The organism is Kribbella kalugense (assembly GCF_004365875.1).
In the GTDB taxonomy this organism is placed as follows: Bacteria; Actinomycetota; Actinomycetes; order Propionibacteriales; family Kribbellaceae; genus Kribbella; species Kribbella kalugense.
Genome location: NZ_SODF01000002.1, coordinates 1,036,323 through 1,060,648 on the forward strand (window position 1 = coordinate 1,036,323; position 24,326 = coordinate 1,060,648).

The 24,326-nt window shown below is 67.3% G+C and carries 30 protein-coding genes; 17 read left to right on the forward strand and 13 right to left on the reverse strand.

The window, feature by feature from the left end; genetic code table 11:
- Positions 1-21: 21 nt before the first annotated feature.
- Positions 22-606 carry a TetR/AcrR family transcriptional regulator gene (locus tag EV650_RS22695; protein ID WP_166678238.1) on the reverse strand — a complete coding sequence of 195 codons (585 nt, stop codon included), beginning with the start codon at positions 604-606 and terminating at the stop codon, positions 22-24.
- A gap of 43 nt (positions 607-649) precedes the next feature.
- On the opposite strand from EV650_RS22695, the gene EV650_RS22700 reads away from it, so the two are divergent.
- From EV650_RS22700 to EV650_RS22720, 5 genes are all read left to right on the forward strand, one after another.
- Complete coding sequence (locus tag EV650_RS22700) at positions 650-1,480, forward strand: virginiamycin B lyase family protein (protein ID WP_134121042.1); 831 nt, start codon at positions 650-652, stop codon at positions 1,478-1,480.
- Between the two features lie 57 nt (positions 1,481-1,537).
- Positions 1,538-2,443, forward strand: a complete 906-nt coding sequence (locus EV650_RS22705; protein ID WP_238174389.1) for a UbiA prenyltransferase family protein — start codon at positions 1,538-1,540, stop codon at positions 2,441-2,443.
- A gap of 3 nt (positions 2,444-2,446) precedes the next feature.
- Positions 2,447-3,400, forward strand: coding sequence for a prolyl aminopeptidase (pip, locus tag EV650_RS22710; protein WP_134121043.1), 954 nt, complete (start codon positions 2,447-2,449; stop codon positions 3,398-3,400).
- 96 nt (positions 3,401-3,496) lie between these two features.
- The gene (locus EV650_RS22715) at positions 3,497-4,306 is read left to right on the forward strand and encodes a phytanoyl-CoA dioxygenase family protein (RefSeq protein ID WP_134121044.1); all 810 of its coding nucleotides are present in this window, start codon (positions 3,497-3,499) and stop codon (positions 4,304-4,306) included.
- A gap of 67 nt (positions 4,307-4,373) precedes the next feature.
- Complete coding sequence (locus tag EV650_RS22720) at positions 4,374-4,718, forward strand: cupin domain-containing protein (protein ID WP_134121045.1); 345 nt, start codon at positions 4,374-4,376, stop codon at positions 4,716-4,718.
- An 81-nt stretch (positions 4,719-4,799) separates the two neighbouring features.
- Here the strand turns inward: EV650_RS22720 and EV650_RS22725 are convergent, their stop codons facing one another.
- Positions 4,800-5,384, reverse strand: coding sequence for a YdeI/OmpD-associated family protein (locus EV650_RS22725; protein ID WP_134121046.1), 585 nt, complete (start codon positions 5,382-5,384; stop codon positions 4,800-4,802).
- Complete coding sequence (locus EV650_RS22730; protein ID WP_134121047.1) at positions 5,381-6,346, reverse strand: helix-turn-helix transcriptional regulator; 966 nt, start codon at positions 6,344-6,346, stop codon at positions 5,381-5,383. The genes EV650_RS22725 and EV650_RS22730 overlap by 4 nt, the downstream gene beginning before the upstream one ends.
- A gap of 85 nt (positions 6,347-6,431) precedes the next feature.
- Between EV650_RS22730 and EV650_RS22735 the strand changes: the two genes are divergently transcribed.
- The 3 genes from EV650_RS22735 to EV650_RS22745 all read left to right on the forward strand — a co-directional run bounded on the left by EV650_RS22735 (position 6,432) and on the right by EV650_RS22745 (position 9,574).
- On the forward strand, positions 6,432-7,385 hold the full coding sequence (locus EV650_RS22735) for an ATP-binding cassette domain-containing protein (RefSeq protein WP_134121048.1): 954 nt from the start codon (positions 6,432-6,434) through the stop codon (positions 7,383-7,385).
- Positions 7,386-7,506: 121 nt separating this feature from the next.
- The gene (locus EV650_RS22740; RefSeq protein WP_202874830.1) at positions 7,507-8,319 is read left to right on the forward strand and encodes an ABC transporter permease; all 813 of its coding nucleotides are present in this window, start codon (positions 7,507-7,509) and stop codon (positions 8,317-8,319) included.
- Positions 8,320-8,413: 94 nt separating this feature from the next.
- The gene (locus tag EV650_RS22745) at positions 8,414-9,574 is read left to right on the forward strand and encodes a zinc-dependent metalloprotease family protein (RefSeq protein ID WP_134121049.1); all 1,161 of its coding nucleotides are present in this window, start codon (positions 8,414-8,416) and stop codon (positions 9,572-9,574) included.
- 95 nt (positions 9,575-9,669) lie between these two features.
- Here EV650_RS22745 and EV650_RS22750 read toward each other — a convergent pair whose 3' ends face one another.
- Complete coding sequence (locus EV650_RS22750; RefSeq protein WP_134121050.1) at positions 9,670-10,503, reverse strand: NAD(P)H-binding protein; 834 nt, start codon at positions 10,501-10,503, stop codon at positions 9,670-9,672.
- A gap of 91 nt (positions 10,504-10,594) precedes the next feature.
- Here EV650_RS22750 and EV650_RS22755 point away from each other — a divergent pair, with 91 nt between their 5' ends.
- Positions 10,595-11,527 (forward strand): AraC family transcriptional regulator, encoded by a 933-nt coding sequence (locus tag EV650_RS22755; protein WP_134121051.1) that lies wholly within the window; start codon positions 10,595-10,597, stop codon positions 11,525-11,527.
- Between the two features lie 39 nt (positions 11,528-11,566).
- Positions 11,567-12,085 carry a putative immunity protein gene (locus EV650_RS22760; RefSeq protein ID WP_134121052.1) on the forward strand — a complete coding sequence of 173 codons (519 nt, stop codon included), beginning with the start codon at positions 11,567-11,569 and terminating at the stop codon, positions 12,083-12,085.
- Here EV650_RS22760 and EV650_RS22765 read toward each other — a convergent pair.
- The 3 genes from EV650_RS22765 to EV650_RS22775 are packed head-to-tail and all read right to left on the reverse strand — an operon-like array spanning position 12,063 to position 13,750.
- Positions 12,063-12,752 (reverse strand): dienelactone hydrolase family protein, encoded by a 690-nt coding sequence (locus EV650_RS22765; RefSeq protein ID WP_134121053.1) that lies wholly within the window; start codon positions 12,750-12,752, stop codon positions 12,063-12,065. The two genes, EV650_RS22760 and EV650_RS22765, sit on opposite strands and share 23 nt — an antisense overlap.
- A gap of 9 nt (positions 12,753-12,761) precedes the next feature.
- Positions 12,762-13,142, reverse strand: coding sequence for a TIGR03618 family F420-dependent PPOX class oxidoreductase (locus EV650_RS22770; RefSeq protein ID WP_134121054.1), 381 nt, complete (start codon positions 13,140-13,142; stop codon positions 12,762-12,764).
- Positions 13,143-13,159: 17 nt separating this feature from the next.
- Entirely contained in the window at positions 13,160-13,750 is a 591-nt protein-coding gene (locus EV650_RS22775; protein WP_134121055.1) for a dihydrofolate reductase family protein, read from the reverse strand.
- A gap of 86 nt (positions 13,751-13,836) precedes the next feature.
- On the opposite strand from EV650_RS22775, the gene EV650_RS22780 reads away from it, so the two are divergent.
- Positions 13,837-14,289 carry a winged helix-turn-helix transcriptional regulator gene (locus EV650_RS22780; RefSeq protein WP_134121056.1) on the forward strand — a complete coding sequence of 151 codons (453 nt, stop codon included), beginning with the start codon at positions 13,837-13,839 and terminating at the stop codon, positions 14,287-14,289.
- Here EV650_RS22780 and EV650_RS22785 read toward each other — a convergent pair.
- Both EV650_RS22785 and EV650_RS22790 read right to left on the reverse strand, forming a co-directional pair.
- Complete coding sequence (locus tag EV650_RS22785) at positions 14,286-15,116, reverse strand: phosphotransferase enzyme family protein (protein ID WP_134121057.1); 831 nt, start codon at positions 15,114-15,116, stop codon at positions 14,286-14,288. The genes EV650_RS22780 and EV650_RS22785 overlap by 4 nt on opposite strands.
- Positions 15,117-15,131: 15 nt before the next feature.
- Positions 15,132-16,352: an MFS transporter gene (locus EV650_RS22790; RefSeq protein ID WP_134121058.1), complete on the reverse strand. Its 1,221-nt coding sequence runs from the start codon at positions 16,350-16,352 to the stop codon at positions 15,132-15,134.
- Between the two features lie 82 nt (positions 16,353-16,434).
- Between EV650_RS22790 and EV650_RS22795 the strand changes: the two genes are divergently transcribed.
- Entirely contained in the window at positions 16,435-17,340 is a 906-nt protein-coding gene (locus EV650_RS22795) for a LysR family transcriptional regulator (protein ID WP_134121059.1), read from the forward strand.
- On the opposite strand, the gene EV650_RS22800 is transcribed toward EV650_RS22795, so the two are convergent.
- On the reverse strand, positions 17,337-18,167 hold the full coding sequence (locus EV650_RS22800) for an SRPBCC family protein (protein WP_134121060.1): 831 nt from the start codon (positions 18,165-18,167) through the stop codon (positions 17,337-17,339). The two genes, EV650_RS22795 and EV650_RS22800, sit on opposite strands and share 4 nt — an antisense overlap.
- On the reverse strand, positions 18,160-18,723 hold the full coding sequence (locus EV650_RS22805; RefSeq protein ID WP_134122621.1) for an ArsR/SmtB family transcription factor: 564 nt from the start codon (positions 18,721-18,723) through the stop codon (positions 18,160-18,162). The genes EV650_RS22800 and EV650_RS22805 overlap by 8 nt, the downstream gene beginning before the upstream one ends.
- 194 nt (positions 18,724-18,917) lie before the next feature.
- On the opposite strand from EV650_RS22805, the gene EV650_RS22810 reads away from it, so the two are divergent.
- From EV650_RS22810 to EV650_RS22820, 3 genes are read left to right on the forward strand one after another with little or no spacing between them, the layout of a single operon-like run.
- The gene (locus EV650_RS22810) at positions 18,918-19,994 is read left to right on the forward strand and encodes an ABC transporter ATP-binding protein (RefSeq protein WP_134121061.1); all 1,077 of its coding nucleotides are present in this window, start codon (positions 18,918-18,920) and stop codon (positions 19,992-19,994) included.
- Positions 19,995-19,998: 4 nt separating this feature from the next.
- Entirely contained in the window at positions 19,999-20,433 is a 435-nt protein-coding gene (locus tag EV650_RS22815) for a protein-tyrosine phosphatase family protein (RefSeq protein WP_238174390.1), read from the forward strand.
- 22 nt (positions 20,434-20,455) lie between these two features.
- Positions 20,456-20,851 carry a RidA family protein gene (locus tag EV650_RS22820; protein ID WP_134121062.1) on the forward strand — a complete coding sequence of 132 codons (396 nt, stop codon included), beginning with the start codon at positions 20,456-20,458 and terminating at the stop codon, positions 20,849-20,851.
- Between the two features lie 35 nt (positions 20,852-20,886).
- On the opposite strand, the gene EV650_RS22825 is transcribed toward EV650_RS22820, so the two are convergent.
- On the reverse strand, positions 20,887-22,158 hold the full coding sequence (locus tag EV650_RS22825) for an FAD-binding oxidoreductase (protein WP_238174391.1): 1,272 nt from the start codon (positions 22,156-22,158) through the stop codon (positions 20,887-20,889).
- Between the two features lie 66 nt (positions 22,159-22,224).
- On the opposite strand from EV650_RS22825, the gene EV650_RS22830 reads away from it, so the two are divergent.
- Positions 22,225-23,193: a helix-turn-helix transcriptional regulator gene (locus EV650_RS22830; RefSeq protein WP_202875061.1), complete on the forward strand. Its 969-nt coding sequence runs from the start codon at positions 22,225-22,227 to the stop codon at positions 23,191-23,193.
- Positions 23,194-23,197: 4 nt separating this feature from the next.
- Here EV650_RS22830 and EV650_RS22835 read toward each other — a convergent pair whose 3' ends face one another.
- Complete coding sequence (locus EV650_RS22835; RefSeq protein ID WP_134121065.1) at positions 23,198-23,599, reverse strand: hypothetical protein; 402 nt, start codon at positions 23,597-23,599, stop codon at positions 23,198-23,200.
- A gap of 91 nt (positions 23,600-23,690) precedes the next feature.
- On the opposite strand from EV650_RS22835, the gene EV650_RS22840 reads away from it, so the two are divergent.
- On the forward strand, positions 23,691-24,323 hold the full coding sequence (locus EV650_RS22840) for a MerR family transcriptional regulator (RefSeq protein WP_134121066.1): 633 nt from the start codon (positions 23,691-23,693) through the stop codon (positions 24,321-24,323).
- The last annotated feature ends 3 nt before the right edge of the window (positions 24,324-24,326 follow it).

Consider the following 24,326-nt stretch of genomic DNA (forward strand, 5'->3'; position numbering starts at 1 on the left):
TGCCACCGTAAGGCGGTTTGATCAAGCGCCGCAAAGAGATTTCGCCGCAACTCTGGCGTGCTGGTCCGCAATCGAACGAGACATCGGCCGGCGAAGCAGGACCAGTTGGTGATACAGCGGACCCGTAGCGGTGAGGAGCAGCTGGTGCGCATCCGTCCCGGCCGGGATCTCACCACGCTCGACAGCCCGGCGTACGACGACCGCCGTACGTTCGTACCGATCGACCCAGAACTGAGTGAGTGCCTCGGCGGCTTCCGGCGTACGGAAGGAGGCCGCGATCACTGCCTGGGTGACGGACGGGCGAGCGGTGAGCGCCGCGTGTACTTCGCGGTTGACGGCAATCAGGTCGCCTTCGAGAGAACCGGTGTCGGCCGGCTCCCAGGCGTCATCGGCTCCCGCCTGCAACAGATCGACGAGCAGCCCAGCTACGGTCTTCCACCGGCGATACACCGTCGTGCGATGAACACCCGAGCGCGCCGCGACCGCATCGATCGTCAACCCGTCGTACCCATGCTCCGCCAGCTCGGCCTCAACCGCGGCGAGCACGTCCGCCCGCACCCGAGCGGTCCGCCCACCCGGCCTGCTTGCACGATCGGTCCCGGTCATGGCACCATCCTAACGCAACATTCGTCGCATTAGGGAGAACGTCTTGTCAGTCACCGAGTTTCCGCTCGACGGTCCGTACGGCGTTGCTGCCGCAGGTGGTGAGGTGTGGGCGACGCTCGTCCACACCGGTCGCGTGGCGACTGTGTCCGGGCGGGAGTTCGACCTCGGTGCCGCGCAGTCGCGGCCGAGCGTGATCGTCGACGGTCCCGACGACGCCGTCTGGTTCACGCGGAACGGCGACGACCGGGTCGGGCGGATCGGGTACGACGGGGTGGTGACCGCGATCGAGATCGCCGGAGCGCCGTACGGGCTGTGCGTCGGACCGGACGGCGCCTTGTGGTGCACGCTGATGAGCGCGGACGCGATCGGCCGGGTGAGCGTTGACGGCGAGGTGTCGACGTACCCGATCGGGACCACCGGGGCGTTTCCGGCGATGATCACCAACTTCGGCGGCGAGTTGTGGTTCACGCTCAACCAGGGCAACGCGATCGGCCGGATGGATACCAGCGGCACGGTCACCACCTATCCCCTGTCCACCGAATCCACCGGCCCGGTCGGCATCAGCGCAGGTCCGGACGCGGTCTGGTTCGTCGAGATCCTCGCGGATCGGGCCGGCCGGATCACCGCGGACGGGAAGGTCGAGGAGTTCGCACTTCCGGCCGGCTCCAAGCCACATGCGGTCGCGGCGACCGCGGACGGTGGTTGCTGGATCACCTTGTGGGCGGCCGGATCGCTCGCCCGATTGGATGCCGAGGGCAACATCACGGAGCAGGTCGCGCTCGGTGAAGGGTCCGAGCCACACGGTCTCGCCCTTGACCACGGCTCGGTCTGGGTCGCGTTGGAGAAGGGCTCGTTGGTCCACCTCGAAGGGTGAGCAGCTTCACTCCACGGAGGGAGGACGGGAGCCGTCCCGCGGGTGGACAGTGGTGGTGTGAGCACGGTGGTGCAGGTTCGGGGATCGACGCGGGTTCGCGACATCATCGCGGTGGGGCGGCCGGCGTTCTGGGTGGTCTCGATCGTCCCTTATTACACAGGGATCCTGCTCGCCACGCACCAGCTGATTCCGCCGGTCGAGGAGTGGCTGCGGCTGATCGTGGGCGCCGTGGTGATGGGGCCGTTGGTGTGGCTGGCCGTGCTGGCGGTGAACGACGCGTACGACCTGCCGAGTGATCGGCTCAATCCGCGGAAGGCGAAGTCGCCGCTGCTCGACGGACGCATCACCCTGCGGGCAGCCAAGCGGCTCGCATTCGCGGCAGCTGTCGCGGCGGTCGGGTTGAGTCTGAATGTCGGGATCGTGTTCGCGCTCGGCGTCCTGCTCGCGGTCGTGCTCGGCTACGCGTACTCCGTCCCGCCGGTCCGCCTCAAGACCCGCGCCGGCTTCGACGTCGCGGTCAACGCACTCGCCCTCGGCGCCTTCGGACCGCTGGCCGGCTGGGCCGCCATCAACCCGGACCTGAGCGACTTCCCTTGGCTGATGGGCCTGCAGGGAACGCTTGCAGCCATCGGCCTGTACCTCCCGACCACGCTCGCGGACCTCGAGGCCGACCGGGCCGCCGGCTACCAGACGATTGCGGTCCGCTTCGGCGCACGGACGACGTACCTGATCGGGTACGTCGCCTGGATCGGCGCCGCGGCGTTGTCCGTCGTACTCGCCGCAACCGCGACGATCATCCCACGCAGCATGCTCCCGCTGGAGTTGGTGATGGTCCCGGTGCTGATCGCGGCGTACCGGAAACTGATCGGACCCGAGCAGTCCTTCAAGGGCATCATTGTCCTCGCCGCGCTCTTCTTGCTCCCCTGCGGCACCTTTGCCCTCACCTACACCGGAGTCCTCTGAGCCATGTATCCAGACCTCGAGCCCTACGACCACGGCCTGCTCGACGTCGGTGACGGGAACCGCGTGTACTGGGAGGTCTGCGGCAACCCCGACGGCAAGCCCGCACTCGTCGTCCACGGCGGCCCGGGTTCCGGCGCCGGCGCCTGGTGGCGGCGGTACTTCGATCCGTCGAAGTACAAGGTGGTTCTCGTTGATCAGCGCAACTGCGGCCGCAGTACGCCGGACGCCGCCGAGCCCGATGTCGACCTGAGCACCAACACGACCGCCCACCTGATCGCGGACTTCGAGCAACTGCGCAGGCAGCTCGGTATCTCGCGATGGCTCATCCTGGGCGCTTCGTGGGGAGCGACGCTCGGTCTTGCGTACGCCGAGCAGCACCCGGAGGCGATCTCCGAGGTCGTGCTGTTCAGTGTCACCAACACCACCCGGCGTGAGGTCGACTGGATCACCCGCGAGATGGGCCGGATCTTTCCCGAGGAGTGGGCGCGCTTTCGGGACGGCGTACCGGAGGGCCAGCGGGATGGGAACCTCCCGCTCGCCTACAGCGGCCTGCTGCACGACCCGGACCCCGAGGTGCGCGACCGGGCCGCCCGTAATTGGTGTGATTGGGAGGACACGCACGTCCGCACACACCCAGGCTGGCGGCCGGATTCCCGGTATGACGATCCCGTCTTCCGGCTGCGGTTGGCGCGGCTCGTGACGCACTACTGGGGTCATGCGGCTTGGCTGGAAGAAGACGTTCTCGTGCGCGAGGCGGGCAAGCTGGCCGAGATTCCTGGCGTGCTGATTCATGGGCGGCTCGACATCAGCAGTCCGGCGGATGTCGCCTGGCGGATGGCGCAGGCCTGGCCGGGCGCGGAGCTGCACCTGGTTGAGCAGGAGGGGCACGGCGCCGGAGGTGCCGACACTAAAGAGCTGATCCTGGAGGCGTTGGACCGTTTCGCATTACGGCCCTGACCGCTTTGCTCGGGTGTGCGGATGCATGTGCACGTAGGGACAAGATTTGATCACTGATCTTTACAGCGATGAAACGTTCATGGACGCTTTACTCCCATGACTCTGACCCGCCCGGAGCTCGAGACCGACTACACCCTCAGCCGGTCCGACATCGCGCACTTCGCCGAGCACGGCTTCGTGAAACTGAAGCACGTACTCAGTCCGGAGACGATCGCGGAGTACGAGCCGGAGATCACCGGCAAGGTGATCGAGCTGAACACCCAGCACCTGCCGCTGGACGAGCGCGACACCTACGGCAAGGCGTTCCTGCAGGTGACGAATCTCTGGCAGGACAGCGAGCGGGTGCTCGAGTTCGTGTCGTCACCGCGGCTGGCGCGGATCGCGGCGCAGTTGCTCGGCGTGCAGTCGGTGCGGCTGTACCACGACCAGGCGCTGTACAAGGAGTCCGGCGGCGGCGTGACGCCGTGGCACGCGGACCAGTACTACTGGCCGTTCTCGACCGACCGTTGCGTGACGATCTGGATCCCGCTGCAGGAGACCCCGATGGAGATGGGGCCGCTGTCGTTCGCGGCCGGCAGCCATACCTTCGAGCACGGTCGCGACCTGGCGATCAGCGACGAGTCGGGGCGGGTGCTGCAGGAGACGCTGGCCGAGCAGGAGTTCCCGGAGATCTCCGAGCCGTTCGAGCTGGGCGAGGTGAGCTACCACCTCGGCTGGACCTTCCACCACGCGCCGCCGAACACGACCGACATCCCGCGCCGGGTGATGACGGTGATCTACGTCGACGCCGCGATGGAGATCTCCCCGCCGGTGAACAAGAACCAGGAGGCCGATCTGGCCAGCTGGATGCCCGGCAACCAGCCCGGCGAGACCATCTCCTCCCCGCTCAACCCGGTCCTCTACTAACAGCTCCCGCAGGCCCCGAGCCGGGCCTTTGATGCGCTCTGTACCTATTGGTATGTACGATGCTGCCATGAACCCAGCAGAGTCACCGATCAGCCGAGTCGTCGTACTCGACCAGCACCTGCCGGAGGCGCTCCCGGTGCAGCGCGTCGAGGTCCGCCGGATCACGATCGACCCGCACACCGCGCTCGGCGCTCACGTCCACAACGGACCCGTGTTCGGCAACATCGTCTCGGGATCAGCGATCTACCAGCAGGCCGCCGACGCCCCGGCCCAGGTCCTGCACCCGGGCGACGTGTTCTACGAGCCCGCGGTCGAGCGGATCTCCCGCTTCGACACCGAGGACGAGGGCGTCACGTTCCTCGCCTACTTCCCACTGACCGCGGATCAAGACGCGACACTGGATCTGGTCTAGGCGGACCTGCACGCATGCAGAACCGCCCCCAGCATGGTGCGTCGCCCTGTTTTCAGGGGTTCTGCATGCGTGGCGGTCCGCCTACAGCGTCCGCTTCTGCGGGTAGATCGTTTCGCCTCGGCTCAACTGGTCGACGTACAGCGTGATCCGTTTCGTCCGGGTCTCGGGGCGTTTCGCCTCGTTCACGCGGTGGACGATCGCGAACCGATTGGCGCTGGTCAGGATCTCGAACATCGCCTGGGCTCGAGGATCCGCGGCCAGCGCCGCCGCCAGGTCCGCCGGGATCTCCAGCGAACTCGAACCGCCGTACGCCTTGTCCCATCGCCCGTCCGACTTGGCCCGCTCGATCTCCGCGCGCCCGGCCGGACGCATCCGTCCGTCCTGCTCGAGCCTCGCGACCAGGTCGACGTTCCGCTTAGACCACATGCTCCTAGTGCGTCGCGGGGTGTACCGCTGGATGAACGTCTGCTCGTCGCGACTCCGGCGCTGCCCGTCGATCCACCCGTGACACAAGGCCTCTTCGAGCGCCTCGGCGTACGTCAGGCTCGTCGGGGTCGTCACGTTCTTCTTCGCCAGCACGAGCCAGACGCCGTCCGACTCCTGATGATTCTCGCCGAGCCAGACCTGCCAGGCGGCGGCATCCACAACGGTTAGTTCCGTACTCATGACACAGCCTCCTGGTAGCGGGCCGCCAGCTGGGTGGCGGCATCCTTCAATTCCTGCGGCCCGACGAACTCCAGGTCGCACTCGAACATCCCGAACGTCGCGGCCAACCCGGTCCACGACCACGCACTCATCACCAGCCGGCAACTGGTCGGCGTGACCTCCTCGACGATCGCCCGGCGGTCGGCGTACTGCGCGATGACCGACGCCTTCGCCTGCAGGATCGCCTCACCGATGCACGGGTACTGGTCCTGCCCCTTGAACCGGGTGGAGATGTACGTCGCCACGTCGGGCGCCGGCAATTCGCGCGTACTGAACCGTGGTCCGGTCGGCGTCTTCGGCGTCATCCGGTCGACCCGGAACGTTCGCCAGTCCTTCCGATCCAGATCCCACCCGACCAGATACCACCGTCCGCCCCACGTCACCAGGTGATGCGGCTCCACCTTCCGCGGCGGCGCCCACTCGTCCTCCGTCGCACCAGGTGACGCGTAGTCGAACCGCAGTACCTCCTGGGCACGGACCGCCATCCCGATCGCGATCAGTTGGTCGGAGTCCACCGTCGTACGGCGGTTGGCGTACCGATCGACCGTGGTCACCTGCAGCGCGTCGACCCGCTGCCGCAATCGCGCCGGCATCACCTGACGAACCGTGGCCAGCGCCCGCAACGCGCCCTCCTCGATCCCGGTCACCGTGGTCGTCGCGGTCTGCAAGGCGACCGCGACCGCGATCGCCTGGTCGTCGTCGAAGAGCAGCGGCGGCAGATCGGCCCCCGCGTCCAGGCGGTAGCCGCCGTCGGGCCCCTTGCTCGCGCGCACCGGGTAGCCGAGATCGCGGAGCCGATCCACATCGCGGCGAACCGTACGCGGGCTGACCTCGAGCCGTTCGGCGAGCAAGGCGCCCGGCCAGTCGCGCCGCGCCTGCAGCAGCGAGAGCAGCGCGAGGAGTCGGGCTGAGGTTTCGGACATGACTTCAGATTGACACGAGTAGCGGTCAGAACCTGTCCTCTTCCACTGGAAATGTCAGGGCCATCGACCTGACGAAGGAGACCTTGTGATCAGCATCCGATCGCTCACCCGGGATTTCGTGGTGAGCCGTACCGAGACCGTCCACGCCGTCCGCGGCATCAGCCTGGACGTCGAACCCGGCGAGCTGGTCGCCGTCCTCGGCCCCAACGGCGCCGGCAAGACCACCACCCTGCGCATGCTCACCACCTTGATCACCCCGACCTCCGGTACGGCGACGGTCGCGGGGTACGACGTGACCAGGCAACCCAGCCAGGTCCGCCGACGGATCGGGTACGTCGGTCAGGGCAACGGCGCCGGCCACTCGCAACGGGTCGGCGACGAACTCGTCGGGCAAGGCGTGATCTACGGCCTCGACCGCCGCGCGGCCGGGCTGCGCGCGGACGAGCTGCTCGATGCGTTGGAGCTGCGAGAGCTGGCGCAGCGCAAAGTTGCGGACCTGTCCGGCGGACAACGTCGGCGGCTCGACGTCGCGATGGGACTCGTGCACGCGCCGTCGTTGCTGTTCCTGGACGAGCCGTCGACCGGCCTCGACCCGCAGAACCGGGCGAACCTGTGGGACCACATCCTGCGGATGCGCGAGCAGCACGCGATGACGATCGTGCTGACCACGCACTACCTGGACGAGGCCGACTCGATGGCCGAGCGGGTGGTCGTGGTGGATCACGGCGAGGTGATCGCGGACGACACCGCCAGTTCCTTGAAGGCCAAGCTCGCCGGTGACCGGCTCGCACTGACTGTTGCTCCCGACAACCTTTCGCAACTGACGATCCTTGCCGAGAAGTTGCCCGGAGCCCGTGAAGTCGTTGCCGTTGGCGACGAGCTCAGCGTCCGGGTCGCGGACGGTCCGGCGGCGCTCCCGGAACTGATCGCGGCCGCTCAGCACGACGGCGTACCAATCGCGTCGGCACAGGTACATCGGCCGACTCTCGATGACGTGTTCCTCAACCTCACCGGCCGAAACTTGCGAGAGGCAGCCTGATGACAGTGCTTTTGGCCGGGCCTTCGGCGCCGGCAGGGTCATTGGGCCTTGACTCCCGGCCTTCCCTCGTCGCTCCAGTCGCTTCGCTCCCTCCGCTCCTCAGTCCAGGCCGGGAGGCCCAATGACCACCATCGTCACGTCCGACAAATCGATCATGACCCACGCGCAACCATCTCGCAGTCTGTTGCGAGACGTCCGGATCGTGATGACGCGCGAGTTGAAGCCGGTACTGCGGGATCCGTTCACCCTGCTGTTCGGGATGATCCAGCCGCTGGTCTTCCTGGCCTTGTTCGGACCGCTGCTGTCCGGCTCGATGGGCGGGACGTTCGGCGACAGGGTCTGGCAATGGTTCGTGCCGTCGATCCTGGTCATGACCATGCTGTTCGGTACGTCGACGACCGGGGCGAATCTGCTGTTCGAGTTCCAGACCGGTGCGCATGAACGGATGCTGGTCACCCCGTTGTCGCGTTCGTCGCTACTGATCGGCCGGGCCCTGAAGGAGATGGTGCCGCTGTTCGGGCAGGCGGTGATCGTGATCGCGGTGATGACGCCGTTCGCGTTCGACCTGTACGTCGGTGGCGCGTTGGTCGGGCTGGCGCTGCTCGCCGTGTTCGGGGTCGGGCTCGGTTCGTTCAGCTACGCGCTGGCGATCGCGGTTCGCAAGCAGGACTGGATGTTCTGGGTCGTGCAGCAGACATTCCTGTTCCCGTTGATGATCCTGTCCGGGATGCTGCTGCCGCTCGAGACCGGTCCGGGCTGGATGCGGGTCGCGTCGAAGTTCAATCCGCTGTCGTACCTCGTCGACGCCGAGCGGACGCTCTTTTCGGGTGATGTTTGGTCGAGCGCGGTGCTCTGGGGCTGGGTCGCAGCACTCGTGACCGTGACCCTCGGACTGACCGTCGGTATCCGGTCAATGCTCCGGTCAGCCGGCTGACCCAATTGGGTCAGTGACCCGACCGGGCCATCTCCATCGAGAGGAATCACCTACGGTAGCGCTCAGATCACCCACCGCCCCCGAAGGAGATCTGATGAGGCCCCGCCCCGCCTTGTTCGCCGTACTGACTTCTCTGGCCGCCGCCGCACTCGCCACCACGAGCGCGGCGGCGGCTCCAGCTCCCTCGCTCGACAGCGCCGGTACCGTCGTGGCGCCGGCTGCGACCGACACCGACGGCGACTCGCTGCCGGACAGTTGGGAGACCAACGGGTACGACGCCAACGGTGACGGCGTCGTCGACGTGGACCTGCCCGCGATGGGCGCGAACCCGAACAAGAAGGACCTGTTCGTCGAGATGGACTACATGTCCGGCCTGCTCGCGAGTACGGCAGCGCTGGACCGGATCGTCCAGGTCTTCGCGTCGGCCCCGGTCAGCAACCCGGACGGCAGCACCGGGATCGAGATCCACCTCGACGCCGGCTCCGCCCGCGGTACGGCGTACAACCTGGGCGGAGGCAACGAGGTCACGTACGACGCCGACCTCAACCCGTCGGCCACCGATACCAACGCCATCAAGGCGGCCAACTTCGCGTCGGTCCGCAAGGCGGTCTTCCACTACATGATCTGGGGAGACAGCTACGACGGCGGCTGCAGCAGCGGCCAGGCGTTCAACATCCCGAACGACACGTTCATCGTCACGGTCGGCCCGAAGTGTGGTTGGAACGCGACCGACGACACGAACGCCGGCACGTTCATCCACGAGCTCGGCCACAACCTCGGCCTGAAGCACGGCGGCACCGACAACCTGAACTACAAGCCGAACTACCTGAGCGTGATGAACTACTCCTTCCAGCTCGGCGGCGTGCTCAAGGCCGACGGCACGAAGTACTGGGGCTACTCGAACGTCCAGCCGACGTCGATCAACGAGGCCCGGCCGGACGAGACGGTCGGCCTGGGCAGCCTGGGCGCCGGCTACAAGACCAGCTGGAAGTGCCCGAACGGCTCGACCCGGACGACGGCAGGTCCGGCGAACGCCCCGATCGACTGGAACTGCGACGGCGACACCACCGACACCACAACCGCGGCAGACATCAACGGCGACAAGACCACGTCGATCCTGATCGCGCAGAACAACTGGGCCAACATCGTCTTCGGCGGCGGCGCCGTCGGTGGGGGTACGACGCCCCGCACCAAGACCCCGGCGTCGGAGCTGACGGAACTCACCCACGCCGAGTGGGAGTCGATGCACCGCTGACCCGGACCTCCAGCACTCATCAATTGCCGCTCGGCGGGCCGCCTGAGCGTGCGGCCACTGCCGAAACCGCAATTGATGAGTGACTGGGGTCCGCGTTACTCGGCCCACACTCCAGACTTGGCCGTTTCGTAGGCCCAGTCGGCGAAGTCGCGGGGCGGGCGGCCGAGGACCTGCTCGACGCCGTCCGAGACGTACTCGGAGCGGTGATTGCGGATGACGGCGAACAGGTCGCGGACCGCGTCGGCGTCCTCGGGCGTCAGTCCTTGCTCGACCAGCTCGGCGACGTGCGCCTCCGGGTCCAAGTCGACGTACGAGATCGGGCGGCCTGTCGCGGCGGAGAGGACGTCGGCGATCTCGGTCATGGTGAGCGGACGCGGACCGGAGATCGGGATGGTCCGGCCGGTATACGTCTCGTCGAGAAGGGCCGTGGTCATCACGTCGCCGACGTCATCGGTGTCGATCCAGGCCTCGGCGCCGGTACCGGCGGACAGCCGGATCTCGCTCGCCAGCACGTGGTACCGGAGGAAGTCCTCGCTGAATCCCTGCGCGAACCAGGCCGGCTGGACGATCGTCCAGTCCAGACTGCTCGCCTTGACCACGTTCTCCAGGTCCAGCTGACCGTCGTACACGGCGAAGTCGCGCCCCGGGCTGCCGACGCCACGACCTGAGAGCAGGACCAGGCGGCGGAGCCCGTCGGCTTGCTGGATGAACTTGCCGGCCTGCGCGAGTCCGGTCGGTCCGACCGGAGGTGCGAGGTACGCCGTGTCCGCGCCGGCGATCGTTGCCGCCCAGGTGCTCTCGTCGTACCAGTCGAAGGGCTGCTCGCTGGATCGCGAGGCGAGCCTGTACGGGACCTTCCGCGCGTCGAGCTGTGCCGCGACGCGACGGCCGGTCTTGCCTTTGCCACTGAGGATCAGAATCGGTGTCATGGCTCTAGTTCAGCGGGCTTGAGTGAGACAAACCATGGCTATCCGGCGCAATTCGATGTTCGAGACACTCAGCATGGCGTACCCTCTTCGCATGGACGTGCTCGACGAACTGCTGACTGGGACCCGCGCGCAGGACGGGGTGTTCAACCTGACGATCCTGGATCTGCCCTGGGCGCTGGAGATCCGGGACGAGGCGCCGCTGGCGCTCGCGATCCTGGTCCGCGGCTCGGGCTGGATCACCCGGGACGGAATCGCGCCGGAGCGGATGGAGCAGGGCGATGTCGCGATCATCACCGGGCCGGAGCCGTACGTCGTCGGTGACAGCGTGCAGACCGCACCCCAGTTGCGGATCCACCCCGGCGGCATCTGCGAACCGTTGCCCGGGGCACCGGCCGACTACTCGGCCCGGCTCGGCGTCCGGACCTACGGCAGTCGCAAGTCCGGCGAGGTAATGGTTGCCAGTGGCACCTATCAGGTGGCGGGCGACGTCAGCCGCCGACTGGTGACCGCGCTGCCACCGGTGCTCGTCGTACCGGCTGCCGAGGTGGCCGGGTCGGTGATGGACATGATCACGAGCGAGATCCAGCGGGATGCGGCGGGGCAGCAGAGCGTGCTGGACCGGTGGCTCGACCTGGCGCTGATCACCACGCTACGGGCGTGGTTCGCCCGGCCGGAGTCGCATGCGCCGGGTTGGTATCAGGCGCAGACCGATCCGGTCGCCGGGACCGCGTTGCGGTTGCTGCACGAGGATCCGGCGCACCCGTGGAACGTCACCGATCTCGCGGATCGCGTCGGGGTGTCCCGGGCCTCGTTGGCCCGACGATTCACGGCCGTCGTGGGCGAGGCCCCGATGAGCTACCTGACCGGCTGGCGGATCACCCTCGCCGCCGACCAGCTGCGCTCGACCCGCGACACGGTCGAGTCGATCGCCCGCCGAGTCGGCTACGCCAACGCCTTCGCCTTGAGCGTCGCCTTCAAACGAGTCCGCGGCATCACGCCGACCGACCATCGCCGGGCAGCGTGAAAGCTTAAACACCGGGGTTCAACGATACGGTTGAGACCCATGGAGATCGCGTTGAGCCTCGACGAACTGCGGCAGTTCAGCCTCTGGAGCGCGGACTGCGCGGAGCGGGCGTTGCCTCTCTATGAGGCGGTGGCTCCGGACGATCGGCGGCCGCGGGAGGCGATCGAGGTAGTCCGCGAATTCGGTGCCGGAGGCAACCGAACGAAGGCGATCCGGACGGCTGCCTGGGCGGCACTCAAGGCAGCGGGTGAGGTTGACGATCCAGCCGCCGAAGCAGCTGCCCGGGCGGCGGTTGCGGCGGCGGGGTCGGCGTACCTGCATCCGTTGGCGGCGGCCACTCAGGTGAAGCATATCGTGGGAGCGGCGCAGTACGCGGCGTACGCGCACGAGCTGGCTGGGCGCGATCCTGAGGCCATCGTCGACTGGGCGATCGAACGCGTGCCGCCTATGGTCCGGGATGTACTGCGGCGTTACCCGAATGGCTCCCCCGGCCGCAGCCGGCTCGGCGAGCTGCACCGCCGGCTGGAGACCGAGCTCAGGCGATCGTTGCCTTCATGAAGGCGAGGGCCTGGGGCCAGGCGAGTCGGAAAGCGTCTGCGTTGACGTCCTTGTCGTGGCGGGATTTGTCAGAGAATCCGTGGTCCGCGCCCGGGAAGTACTGCGTGAACGTCGCGCCGGCCGTCCGCGCCTGCAGCACGGTCTGCAGGGTCTCGAAGTCGGCATTGGGTACGGCGGTGTCCGCGCTCGGGTAGCTGACCAGCACCGGCGCCGTGATCGCGGCCGACTCGGCAATCGCGTCGTACGTGTGGTGCGGCGGCCGATCCGACGGGACGGTCGGGTGGAAGGCAACGACGTTCGCCACCCGCTGGTCACGCGCCCCGAGCAGGAACGCGAACCGCCCGCCGAGGCACCACCCGATCACACCGACCTTGCTGCATCCGAGCTCGTCGATGAGATAGTCCAGCAACGCACTCTGTTCGGCGAGGGCGGTGTCGTCGTCCATCTCCCGCAGCAACCCACTCAGCTCTTGCCGACTGGTGTTGTCGGTACTCCGCCCTTTGAACGGATCCCACGCCAGCGCGGTGATCCCCTCCCCTGCCAGCTCGTCGGCCCAGGCCCGGACCTGCTCACCGATCCCGGTGATCATCGGCAGCATCAACATGCCGGCCCGGCCGACCCGAGCGAGATATGCGTCCTGCTCCCCGACTGTCACAGTCACACCCATGCGCGCATCCTAGACGCCGACGGTCTGGTGCTCCGGCTCGATGACGCCGATGACGCGTTGCAGGTTGCGGTCGTACGGCTGGCCGATGTACTTCATCGCGATCTGGTCGACGAGTTCCCAGCCGGCGTCGCCGTCGATCCACTCGACCACGCGGCCGCGGATGATGACCGGCTCGTACGGGTTGTCGACCGGCGCGATCGAGAGCGCGACGCGAGGGTCGCGGCGGAGGTTGCGGGCCTTCTGCGAGTCGGGCCCGGTAAGGAAGAGGATGCGCTCGTCGAGCGTGGTGACCCAGAGCGGGATCGAATGCGGCGAGCCGTCCGGCAGAACGGTGGCCAGGTGGGCGATCGAGGTGCTTTCGACGGCGTTACGTACGGCGGGCTTCAGCATGATCGTGTCCCTTCGAGTCAACGTACGACGGAGTAGTGGAGGTGAGTCACGCCCGGCGCGGGCACGGCCTCGACGAGGTTGAGGCGCACGTGTTCGGGCAGCTCCTGGAAGAACGGCCGGCCGCCGCCGAGCAGCACCGGCACCTGGTGGAGAACGAGTTCGTCGACCAGTCCGGCGGTCAGCGCCGCGGTCACGACACCGCCGCCCATCAGCCCGACGTCCTTGCCGTCCGCGAGCTTGCGAGCCGCCTCGATCGCGTCCTCGATGGTGTTGGCGAGCGTCTGCTGCTCGCTGATCTCCGCCACCGGACCATGGCTCAGCACGACCAGCGGCGCCTTGGCGTGCGGGCTGCCGCCACCGAAGTGACCGGAGTCGTCGTACGTCTTGTGCCCGGCGATAACCGCGCCGACCCGCCCGGCGAGTGCGTCGAACATCAGGGCGCTCGGGGCGCTGAGATGGAACCCGTCGAAGACCTGGCTCGGGGTGTCGCCGTCGAAGTACCAGTCGAACAGCATCGGTGCGTCGCCGAGTCCGTGGTCCGGACCGGAGTCGCGACCGGTGATGTAGCCGTCGACCGAGACAGCCAGGGCGCAGAAGACCTTGCTCATCGTTCCCACCTTCCATTTGGAGTTCCTTGAAGGAACGCTAACACGTCGGGGTTTCCTTAGGGAACCCCAATTGCTAGACTGATTCCATGCAGCGCACAGACTTCAGTGAGATGGCGTGTTCGATCGCGCGGACGCTCGACGTGATGGGTGAGCCGTGGTCGCCGCTGATCCTGCGGGACATCTTCGTCGGGATGTCGCGGTTCGAGCAGCTCCAGGCGGACCTCGGGATCTCCCGCAAGGTGCTTACCGAGCGGCTGAACCATCTGGTCGATCGGGGCGTGCTGGAGCGCCGGCCGTACGACAAGCGCCCGCGCTACGAGTACGTGCTGACCGGCAAGGGCCTGGAGCTGATCGACGTACTCATGGTGATGGTTGCCTGGGGCGACAAATGGCTGGCCGGCAAGGCGGGACCGCCGGTCCTCTACCGGCACCACGCCTGCGGCGAGATCAGCCATGTCGAGCTCAGCTGCTCGCACTGCGGCAAACCCATGCACTCCAACGATATCGACGTACTGCCCGGCCCAGGGGCGGCTGCCTAGGGGCAGTAGTGGCGGAACACGTCGAGATCGCTGTCCAGGCGGGCGATCCGGTCGAAGCCCCAGATGTCCACGCCGGGTTGATCCAGGTTGTGCATCACCCGGGCCGACATGTCCCGAAGCCCACGGGCGAGCAGGGCGAACTCGAGGTGATCGGAGTCGAGGTCGTCGGCGCCGTACGCGTCGAGGAACCCGACGAGCTCGTTCCCGTCGGCCGCGACCCACACGTCGTACTCGCGGGGCCCGATCACGGCGTTCTCCCAGTCGAGGATCGCCGCCACTTCACCTTTGTCGTCGATCAGCACGTTGAGCCCGTGGAAGTCCGTGTGACACACGACGTCCCGCACCGGCTTGTCCTCGAGTCGCGCACGGACGCCGTCCAACCGCGTGATCGCCGCGGCAACCTCGTCGGCGCGATCTGCGATCCACGGGTGCTGCAGGTGCCGGCCCAGGGTACGGATGTGCGGCTCGCTGAGGTCCGGTCGCGGAAGGGTCAACCGTGCCGGCGTCTCATGCACCTGCCGCATCGCCTGGGCGACGACTCGCCAGTCGTCCCACTTCGCCGTACGCCCTTCTATATAAGGAAAAACGGCGTACGCCCGGGTGCCGGTCGTCGCGGACAATTCGCCTCGCAGGGTCCGCCGCGGCTCGACCACTGGCAACCCGAGCGCGTGCAACTCCGCCAAGAGGTCCAACCCCACCGGCTGCTCGCCGGCCTTCCACACCTTCACGAACCATTGCCCGTCGGCCACCCAGCCGTCAGTTGCGAACCCACCGGGGTGCGGCTCGAGTGCCGAGACGGTCAGTCCGTAGTCGCGTTCCAGGTCCACCCGCGCATCATCACATCACCGCTGGGCGGCGAGCATGCGGATTACGGCGGCGTTGACCAGGATCAGGATGAGTGCGGAGAAGAGGACGAGCGCGACCTCGGCGGGGAGGAAGGCGATGCCCAGGCCGATCGCGAGTACGGGGATCGCCAGCCCGGCGTACGCGATCAGGAAGAGCGCGGCGAGGACCTCACCGCGCGAACTCGGGTCAGCCAGCGAGGCTGCGGTAGCAACAGCGCCGCGGAAGACCAGACCCACACCGGCCCCGGCGACGACACCACCGATGACGAAGAGCCACAGGTTGGGGATGAGCCCACCGATGGCCACGCCCACCAGACCGACCGACATCGCGACCAGCCCGAGCCGCAACTGCTGCGGACGCGACAAGCGCACGAACACAGCCTGACTCGCCGCCCCCGCGATGAACACGGCAAACGTCACGACGCCGGCGAGCAGGCGCGAGGTGTGATGCAGGACGCCGGCCAGGAACGTCGGCGCCAATGAGGTGAACAGCCCGAAGATCGCGAACGCCGCGAACGCGCCCATCGCCGACGCGAAGAAGAGCGGACGAGCCGACGACGGCAAGGCCACCCGCTGCGGCCGGTACGCCGGTCGCTCCTCCAACCGCTCCACCGTCTCCGGCACCAGCGCGATCCCGATCGCGCTGAGCAACAGCAGTACCAGGAAGATCTCGTACGGACGCTGCAACGGCGACGACACGTACTGCGCCAGCAGTCCGCCCACCAGCGGACCGAACGCGAGCCCACCGAGGTTCACCATGCTCGAGATCAGCGCGGATCGGCTCGGGTCCTCCCCCGGCCGCGCGATCTGCCGCAGCTCGGACAGATGCGCGGTCGCGGTCGCAGTCAGTACGCCGACCCCGACGCCACAGATGAACCGCGCAACCAGCAGACCAGGCACAGCCGGCCAGACCAGGAAGATCACTGCCGACAGCGCTTCCGCAAGTACGGCGAGCAGCGCGACCCGGCGACGGCCGAGCCAGTCGCTGACATGTCCGGCCAGGTAGAGCGACGCCATCACGCCGACCGCGTAACTGGCGAAGATCACCGTGATGACGTACGTCGGGAACCCGTCCCGCTGCTGGTAGATCGCGTAGAGCGGAGTCGGAATCGTCGAGAAGGCCATCGTGGTGAGGAAGGCCGCCGCGATCACCCAGAACCCGGGCGCGTGAGCGAAACGGATCCGCACAGCGGTCCGCGAAGACGTCATGGTGGACATGTTTCCAGCGTGCCGCGCGACATCTATCGAGTCCAACGAAAGTTCTTGCACGCTCTTATCGCCAAACCCGATAATTCGGGCTATGGACAGTCGGCAGCTCGAGTACTTCGTCGCCGTCGCCGAGGAACTGAGTTTCACCCGGGCGGCGCAGCGCGTGTTCACCGTGCAGTCCACGGTGTCGGCCGCGATCCGGGCTCTCGAGTCCGATCTGAAGACGACACTGTTCGACCGCTCGACCCGGCGAGTGGTGCTGTCGGCCGCCGGCCAGGCGTTGTTACCCGAGGCGAAGGCCGCACTTGAGGCCCTGGACCGAGCCCGGGCCGCGGTCGAGGAGGCCTCGTCGGGGTTGCGCGGCAGCATTCGGATCGGAACGCTCGCCCGGCTCAGCCTGGTCAATATGGCCGAGCTGCTCGGTGCGTTCCATCGGACGTATCCGCTGGTCGAGATGCAGGTCGCCACCTCACCGACCGGCTCAACCGGTCTCGCGGACGACGTACGCCACGGCCGGTTGGACGTCGCCCTGCTCGGGCTGCCGAAACCCGAGCTGAGTGGGCTCGACGTGCGGGACATCGCGACCGTCCCGTTCGTCGCACTAGTGCCTGCGTCGCATCCGCTGGCCGGCCATACGGCTGGAGTCCGGTTGGAGGAGCTGGCCGGCGAGCGGTTCGTGGACATGCCGACCGGCTTCGGCAACCGGAAGATGGTCGATCGCGCCTTCGACACGATCGGGACGCCGCGGCGGATCCAGGTCGAGGTCCCGGAGCTGACCACGATCCCCGACTACGTCCGGGTCGGGCTCGGCGTGGCCGTCGTACCCGATCTCGAACTGCCCGAGGAGCGTGGGGTCGCGAAGCTGCCGATCAACGGCACCGACCTGATCTGGACGTTGTCCGTCGTGACGCTGGCCGGACGGCGACCGAGCAGAGCGGTGACCGCCCTGCTCGATCTGATCGGCGACTCGACAAGCCCCGAGGGTCCGTACTTCTAGTCGATCCAGATCTTCCAGTCCGAGAGCTCGCTGAAGCGACGGAGTGCTGCGACTCCGTACAGCCAGCCGGTCCAGGCGCCGTACGGCGGGTTGGTCTCGTCGAACCCGCTCATCACGAAGGTGAGCCGGGTCTTGCCGTCGGACTCGGCCAGCTCCCAGGTGCTGATGCCGCCCGGACCCCAGTCCATCGACATCTTCCGGCCCTCGACCAGGTCGACGATCTCCACGCCCGGGCCGGCGTCGAACCCGCCCATCGCGAACCGGCCGCCCTTCCGCGGGTCGATGTCGACCGGGTACCCGAACCACTCCGACGCCTTCGCCGACTCGGTCAGCGCCGAGTACACCTGGTCGATCGGCGCGTCGATCAGCGCGTCACCCTCGAACGTCGTCGAGGTGAAATCCGGCCGGGTGGTCAGCTCGCGCCCCTCGACGTGGTCGACGAGGTTCGCCAGCGCAAGCGACCAGAAGGTCTGGAGTACGCCGCGGATGTTCGCGCCGCTGATCGCGTCGGCGAAGTCGAAGTGGGTCTGCGTCACCTTGATCACGGTCGCGTCGTCGCCGTCGGACGTGAGCGTGATCTCGGACGTGGTCTCCTCGCCGCCGAGTGTCCACGCCAGCGTCAGCGTGCTTCCGTCGTACCCGAGGACCCGCTGGTGCGGCGCGTCGCCTTCCGGGATGTAGCGGCCCCAGAACTCGAAGGTGCCGGGCAGGTCGACGGTCGAGTGTTCGCCGAGCCAGAGGTTGAGGGCCTTCGGATCGGTGAGCGCCTGCCGGACCTCGTCGATACCGGCCTTGGCGCGTGCTTTCAGAGTCAGCAGTTCAGTCATGGTCTTGGTCTCCCTTGGGGTAGCAGGCCACGGCGAGCTTGAAGGCATCGCCTTCACTGCCGCCGTAGCGCTCGAAAAGGTCCTGCAGCGTGCCGCGCAGGTCCTCGAAGAACTCCCGCCGTCGGTCCGGTGGGACCCGGATCTCACCGGAAACCCCGATGGACGGCAGCTCCGGAGCCGACCGATCCAGCGCGGCGATGTCGGTCTGGACCTCTTCCATCAGGTCCAGCACGTAGCCGAGGCTCAGCTCGTCGCGGGTACGGCGGAGTCCACCGATCCGGCCGACGAGCGTCGGGGACAGCCAGTACGAACGGGCCGTCGCCTGGTAGATGCCCTCGCGGATGCCGCGCACCTTGCGCTCGTCCACCTGGGTCACCAGTCCCGCCTCGACGAGGCGCTTGACGTGGTAGTAGACGCGCTGCGGAGTCTGACCGAGCTGCTCGGCCACCTCGCCACAGGTGGCCGGCTCCGCCAGCCGCCGCAGCACCTCGATCCGCTGCGGCTTGAACAGCGCCTCGGCCTGTTCGAGCTGCTCCAGGTGCATCACGTCTCTCATCACAAAAAGAACTTTGTACGTAAAAAATCTGTTTGTCAATCGAGCGGCTTACATCACCCGGGAATGTAAGTGCCGGGTCGGTCGTTGTACTTTGTGCTTCGGTGATGCGTCACCAAGCAGACACCCAAAGACCTGGGGGCCTTTGCTACGGATCGTCCGGCACGTTCCTGCCGGCGAAGGAAAGGAAGCGCGACATGGCAACTGTCTCGTTCAAAGGAGCCACCCGGGTCTACCCGGGCACCGACCTCCCCGCGGTGGACAAACTCGATCTGGACATCGAGGACGGCGAGTTCATGGTCCTGGTCGGACCGTCGGGTTCCGGCAAGTCGACCGCACTGCGGATGCTGGCCGGGCTCGAAGAGGTGAACGAAGGCGCGATCTTCATCGGCGACAAGGACGTCACGAACGCCCCGCCGAAGGAACGCGACATCGCGATGGTGTTCCAGAACTACGCGCTCTACCCGCACATGTCGGTAGCCGACAACATGGGCTTCGCCCTGAAGATGCAGGGCATCCACAAGGACGAGCGCGCTCAGCGCGTCCAGGATGCCGCCAAGCTGCTCGGTCTGGAGGAGTACCTCGACCGCAAGCCGAAGGCACTGTCCGGTGGTCAGCGTCAGCGGGTCGCGATGGGCCGCGCGATCGTGCGCAGCCCGAAGGTGTTCCTGATGGACGAGCCGCTGTCGAACCTCGACGCCAAGCTGCGGGTCCAGACCCGCACCCAGATCGCCGAGCTGCAGCACCGCCTCGGCGTCACCACCGTCTACGTCACGCACGACCAGGTCGAGGCCATGACGATGGGCGACCGCGTCGCCGTGCTGAAGGACGGCGTACTGCAGCAGGTCGACACCCCGCTGAACCTGTACGACGGCCCGAAGAACAAGTTCGTGGCCGGCTTCATCGGTTCGCCGGCGATGAACCTGATCACCGCCGAGATCGTCGACGGCGGCGCGAAGATCGGCGACTACGTCGTACCGGTCAAGCGTGAACTGCTGGCCAAGGCCGGCGACGACAAGACGCTGACGCTCGGCATCCGGCCGGAGGCGTTGCACATTGCCGACAAGGGTCTGCCGGTGAAGGTCGCGGTGATCGAGGAGCTCGGCTCGGACGCGTTCCTGTACGGGACCGCGGATCACGCCGAGAACCAGCAGATCATCGCCCGGATCGGGACCCGCCTGCACAACGACAAGGGCACTGAGGTCTACCTCGCACCGGACCCCGACAAGCTGCACCTCTTCTCCACCTCCACGGAGGAGCGCCTAGTAGCTTGATCCCGTGGGCCATTGGGAGAAGGACGCACCAGGTGTGATGGAGCTGCCGTCGGGTCGGCTCGTGCGCGGACGCAGTCTGCGCCGATCCCCGGCGGCAGCGCCATTTCCGACGTACGGCGTGTATCTGACCAGCACGGAACCGCCGGACGTGCCGTGGGAGACGCACTGGATCAAGTGGCCGGACTTCCGGCTTCCCACGGACCGCCCTGCCGCGTTGACCACCTTTCGGGAGGCGTTGGAGGCGACCGGGACCGGGCGCGTCGAGTTCGCCTGCGACGGCGGCCGCGGCCGGACGGGCACCGCACTCGCGTGTCTCGCCGTACTTGATGGTCTGCGCGCTGACCAGGCCGTCGACTATGTACGGCGCCACTACGACAAGCGGGCCGTGGAGACGCCTTGGCAGAAGCGCTACGTGCTAAATCTGTTGACCCGAGGATGAACTCTCGCGTTGGGTTCCGAACGTGAGCATCATCCGGACGAACCCCAGCGAACTCCACCCGACCCCCGGCTACCACCACGTCACGAAGGTCCAGGCGGAGACGCTCGTCTACCTGGCCGGGCAGTGTCCGTTGCAGCCGTCCGGTGAGCTGGCCTCGGGTGGTCTGGAAGGCCAGACCGCTCAGGTCATCAGCAATATCCTCACTGCACTCGAGTCCGCCGGCGCTCGTCCGGAGCAGGTCGTCAGGACCGTCATCTACGTGGCCAGCCCGGACCGCGAGGACCTGTCCGCCGTCTGGACGCAACTCAACGCGTCACCGCTAGGTCCGGCCTTCACCACCGCCAGCACCCTGCTCGGCGTAGCCCAGCTCGGATTCCCGGGCCAGCTGGTCGAGATCGACGTGACCGCGGCCCTGTGATCGTTCCGGCCGGAGTCTGGTCGAAGAGTTGATTGTTAGAGCTGGTGGTTTGCTTGGAGGCGACGGTCCGGGTCGTAGTGGTGACGGAGCTCCGTCAGCCGGCTGAACGTCTCCGCGTCGTAGACATCCCGGAGGTCGATCCCGGCCCCGTTGAAGTTGAGCAGTCGGCCGACCGTCAGGTCACGCCAAGGCTCCAGGACGGCGCTGTGGAGTTCGCTGGCGTCGTCGGCGCCAGGTGAGATCAGGGTCAGCGAGTACGCCGCATCCCGATGGCTGACTGCGTTCGCGGCCGCCGGCTCCCTGGTCAGCGCGCCGCCGAGATGGCGGATGGCGACCACGCACATCGTCGACGCCTCTGGGCCGGCGAGCTTCGGCACGGTCGCCAGCGCCGTCGGGTCGAGGTCGCTGACCAGAACGTTGCGCGAGCTGAAGCTGTCCGGCCGATCGGGCTCGGCGAAGATCTTTCCCGACTCGACGTACGGCAGCTCGCCGACCGTATCCATCACTGGCTCCCCGATCGCCCGCAGCGGCCTGATCAGCTCCTCGGCGTTGTCAGCGAGAATCGCGAGCTGCACCTGCGCGATGTACTTCCCGCGCAGCTCGGTCGGGATCTGCGGGATGTCCGGCAGCGGAACGAGTGCCACCGCCGACGTCACCTCGTCAGGAACGGTCTTGGTCCATTGCCGCCATACCTCAAGGACGTCGGGGTGCTCCGCGAAGTCGAAGTACAGGCTGCCTCCGTACAGCGTCGGCACGTCGAAGAGCTCGATCTCGATCCCGGTCACGACACCGAAGTTGCCGCCACCACCCCTTGTCGCCCAGAACAGGTCCCCGTCGGCGTCCCGCCGTACCCCGTCCATGGTCACGAGCTCGATCCGGCGGACGTGGTCCGCGGCGTACCCGAACCGTCGCGCCATCAGCCCGAGACCGCCGCCGAGCGTGTAGGAGATCGCCCCGACGCCTGGGAAGCTCCCGGACAGCGGCGCCAGACCGTACGGCGCGGTCGCTTCCAGCACGTCTCGCCACGTCGCACCCGCTTCGATCCAGGCCGTCTTCTTGTCCGGATCGACCGTCACGCTGTTGAACCCGGCGGTCGCGATGAGCACGCCGCCGTCGATGCCCTCGGTCAGACCGTGACCGGCTGCCTGTACGGCGATCTTGCTGTTGTGATCGATGGCGTAGCGCACGGCCTCTTCAACCTCGGTCGCGTTGGTGACCGGGAAGATCACCTCGGGCCGATGTGGGTCTCGCCGCTGGAAACCGAGCCGCTTCTCGTCGTACTCCGTGCTTGTCGTCGTCAGCATCATAAAACTCACGCTATGGGCCCTTGCGGACAGCATCTGTCCTCAAGGCATCCTGTGGTGGTGAACACGATGCCTGGTCGGATGCTCCGGCTGTTGTCGTTGCTGCAGAGCCGGCGCGAGTGGTCCGGTCGTGAGCTCGCCGACCGCCTCGGCGTCACCGAGCGAACGGTACGACGCGACGTCGACCGGCTCCGGTCCCTCGACTACCCCGTGACCGGGACGACCGGGACCGCGGGCGGGTACCGACTCGGATCCGGGACGCATCTGCCGCCGCTCCAACTGGACGACGCCGAGGCGATCGCGGTTGCACTCGGTCTCGTCGGCGCGGCCGGCGGTGGCGTGAGCGGGATCGCGGAGAGCTCGATGAGTGCCCTGGCCAAGCTGGAGCAGGTCCTGCCCGCAAGACTTCGGCCGCAGCTCGCCGCGGTGAGTTCGTCGGCGGAGGCGATCCCGCGGCCCGGCGTACCGCAGGTCGATCCGGGGGCACTCGCAGTACTCGCGCGTTGCTGCCGGAACCACGAGATCGTTGCCTTCGACTACCAAGGGCGGCAGCGCGCGGCGTCGCGGCGTCGAGTAGAGCCGCATCAGCTGCTCACGTTGGCGTGGCGGTGGTATCTGCTCGCGTTCGATCCGGATCGGGACGACTGGCGGATCTTCCGGGTCGACCGGATCGCTGCGGTGACACCGGTGTTGCATCGTTTCACTCCGCGGGTGTTGCCGGCGGCGGACGCGGCGTCTTATCTGGTGGAGTCGTTCGTCTCAGCGCAGTACCGGCACACGGTGCGGTTGACGGTCGAGGCGCCTGCGTCGGTGGTTACCTCGGCCTTCGAGGGCGTCGTACGCGGGATCGTCGAGCCGACCGGGCCGTCCTCGTGTGTGGTCCGGTTCAGTGCGGACACGCCGGCGATGCTGCTGACCCAGGTGGCCGCGATCGCCTCACTCGGGGGCTTCGTGGTCGACGAGGCGACGCCGGAGACGGCTGCTCTGATCGCCCGGGTCGGCGATCGGCTGAAGCAGGCCTTCTCCGGCGCGACATGATGCCTCAGGCAACGATCAGCCCGATCCCGAGCGTCAGCACACCGGCCGCCAGGGACGCGGCGCCGAGCCAGAGGATCCACAGGAACTGGTTGGGCTGGGTCCGGTCCTTGCCGGCCGACGACGCGAAGAAGCCGCCGGACATCAGGACGGCCGCGACCGGGATCGCGAGTCGGCCGACCCACAGCCAGAACCCGGTCAGGCTGGTCTGGTCGACGTACAGGAGTGCGACCAGGCTGAGGATGACCAGTACGCCGGCGTGGGCGTGACCGGCCCGGGCGAACGACTTCTGGAAGCCGGTCATCGGCACCTGACCGCGGACGATCTTGGTCATGAAGTAGCCGCCGAACTGGATCGTCACGATGGTGAGCAGGATGACGCCGGCGATGATCCGGGACGTGTCGGTCATGAGCACACACTTTCTCTTCAAACGGATAGTCATGGTATCCGCTTATGGATACTGATACTATCCATCACAGCCGATGGGAAGGCAAGCGAAAATGCGAATCGGGGAACTCAGCAAGGCCACCGACGTCCCGGTGCCGACGATCAAGTACTACCTGCGCGAGGGCCTGCTGCCCGCCGGCGAACTCAGCAGCCCGAACCAGGCGTCGTACGGCGAGACCCACGTCCGCCGGCTCCGGCTGATCCGCGCCCTGATCGAGCTGGCCCAGGTCCCGGTCGCGAAGGTCAAGGAGATCCTCGAGTCACTCGACTCGGATACCGAACCGCTGCACGAACAGATCGGCCGCGCGCACCGCGCCCTCACTCCTACTCGCCGCCTCGCCGCCTCCGACGACGCCCGTACCGCCGCCACCGCGCAGGTCACCGAGCTGATCGCCAACCGCGGCTGGTCGGTCCACCCCGAGGCCCCCGCCCTGGCCACCCTGATCGACACCATCGCCGCCCTGCGCAGCCTCGGCCAGGACAACCTCGTCACCCATCTCGACACGTACGCCGAATCGGTCGAACGCTTCACCAACCTGGAGATCGACGCGGTCACCGCCAACCCGACCCGCGACCAACTGGCCGAATCCGTGGTGATCGGCACCATCCTCGGCGAGACCCTGATCGCGTCACTCCGGCTGCTCGCCCAGGAGTCGATCTCCGCCGAACGCTGGAAGAACCGCTAGCGG

Bases quoted from the DNA above. Each gene is read 5' to 3' on its own strand.
- EV650_RS22695 (WP_166678238.1), bottom strand. From the start codon at position 606: ATGACCGGGACCGATCGTGCAAGCAGGCCGGGTGGGCGGACCGCTCGG.
- pip (WP_134121043.1), top strand. From the start codon at position 2,447: ATGTATCCAGACCTCGAGCCCTACGACCACGGCCTGCTCGACGTCGGT.
- EV650_RS22715 (WP_134121044.1), top strand. From the start codon at position 3,497: ATGACTCTGACCCGCCCGGAGCTCGAGACCGACTACACCCTCAGCCGG.
- EV650_RS22720 (WP_134121045.1), top strand. From the start codon at position 4,374: ATGAACCCAGCAGAGTCACCGATCAGCCGAGTCGTCGTACTCGACCAG.
- EV650_RS22725 (WP_134121046.1), bottom strand. From the start codon at position 5,384: ATGAGTACGGAACTAACCGTTGTGGATGCCGCCGCCTGGCAGGTCTGG.
- EV650_RS22730 (WP_134121047.1), bottom strand. From the start codon at position 6,346: ATGTCCGAAACCTCAGCCCGACTCCTCGCGCTGCTCTCGCTGCTGCAG.
- EV650_RS22740 (WP_202874830.1), top strand. From the start codon at position 7,507: ATGACCACCATCGTCACGTCCGACAAATCGATCATGACCCACGCGCAA.
- EV650_RS22745 (WP_134121049.1), top strand. From the start codon at position 8,414: ATGAGGCCCCGCCCCGCCTTGTTCGCCGTACTGACTTCTCTGGCCGCC.
- EV650_RS22750 (WP_134121050.1), bottom strand. From the start codon at position 10,503: ATGACACCGATTCTGATCCTCAGTGGCAAAGGCAAGACCGGCCGTCGC.
- EV650_RS22755 (WP_134121051.1), top strand. From the start codon at position 10,595: ATGGACGTGCTCGACGAACTGCTGACTGGGACCCGCGCGCAGGACGGG.
- EV650_RS22760 (WP_134121052.1), top strand. From the start codon at position 11,567: ATGGAGATCGCGTTGAGCCTCGACGAACTGCGGCAGTTCAGCCTCTGG.
- EV650_RS22765 (WP_134121053.1), bottom strand. From the start codon at position 12,752: ATGGGTGTGACTGTGACAGTCGGGGAGCAGGACGCATATCTCGCTCGG.
- EV650_RS22770 (WP_134121054.1), bottom strand. From the start codon at position 13,142: ATGCTGAAGCCCGCCGTACGTAACGCCGTCGAAAGCACCTCGATCGCC.
- EV650_RS22775 (WP_134121055.1), bottom strand. From the start codon at position 13,750: ATGAGCAAGGTCTTCTGCGCCCTGGCTGTCTCGGTCGACGGCTACATC.
- EV650_RS22780 (WP_134121056.1), top strand. From the start codon at position 13,837: ATGCAGCGCACAGACTTCAGTGAGATGGCGTGTTCGATCGCGCGGACG.
- EV650_RS22790 (WP_134121058.1), bottom strand. From the start codon at position 16,352: ATGTCCACCATGACGTCTTCGCGGACCGCTGTGCGGATCCGTTTCGCT.
- EV650_RS22795 (WP_134121059.1), top strand. From the start codon at position 16,435: ATGGACAGTCGGCAGCTCGAGTACTTCGTCGCCGTCGCCGAGGAACTG.
- EV650_RS22800 (WP_134121060.1), bottom strand. From the start codon at position 18,167: ATGACTGAACTGCTGACTCTGAAAGCACGCGCCAAGGCCGGTATCGAC.
- EV650_RS22805 (WP_134122621.1), bottom strand. From the start codon at position 18,723: ATGAGAGACGTGATGCACCTGGAGCAGCTCGAACAGGCCGAGGCGCTG.
- EV650_RS22810 (WP_134121061.1), top strand. From the start codon at position 18,918: ATGGCAACTGTCTCGTTCAAAGGAGCCACCCGGGTCTACCCGGGCACC.
- EV650_RS22825 (WP_238174391.1), bottom strand. From the start codon at position 22,158: ATGATGCTGACGACGACAAGCACGGAGTACGACGAGAAGCGGCTCGGT.
- EV650_RS22830 (WP_202875061.1), top strand. From the start codon at position 22,225: ATGCCTGGTCGGATGCTCCGGCTGTTGTCGTTGCTGCAGAGCCGGCGC.
- EV650_RS22835 (WP_134121065.1), bottom strand. From the start codon at position 23,599: ATGACCGACACGTCCCGGATCATCGCCGGCGTCATCCTGCTCACCATC.
- EV650_RS22840 (WP_134121066.1), top strand. From the start codon at position 23,691: ATGCGAATCGGGGAACTCAGCAAGGCCACCGACGTCCCGGTGCCGACG.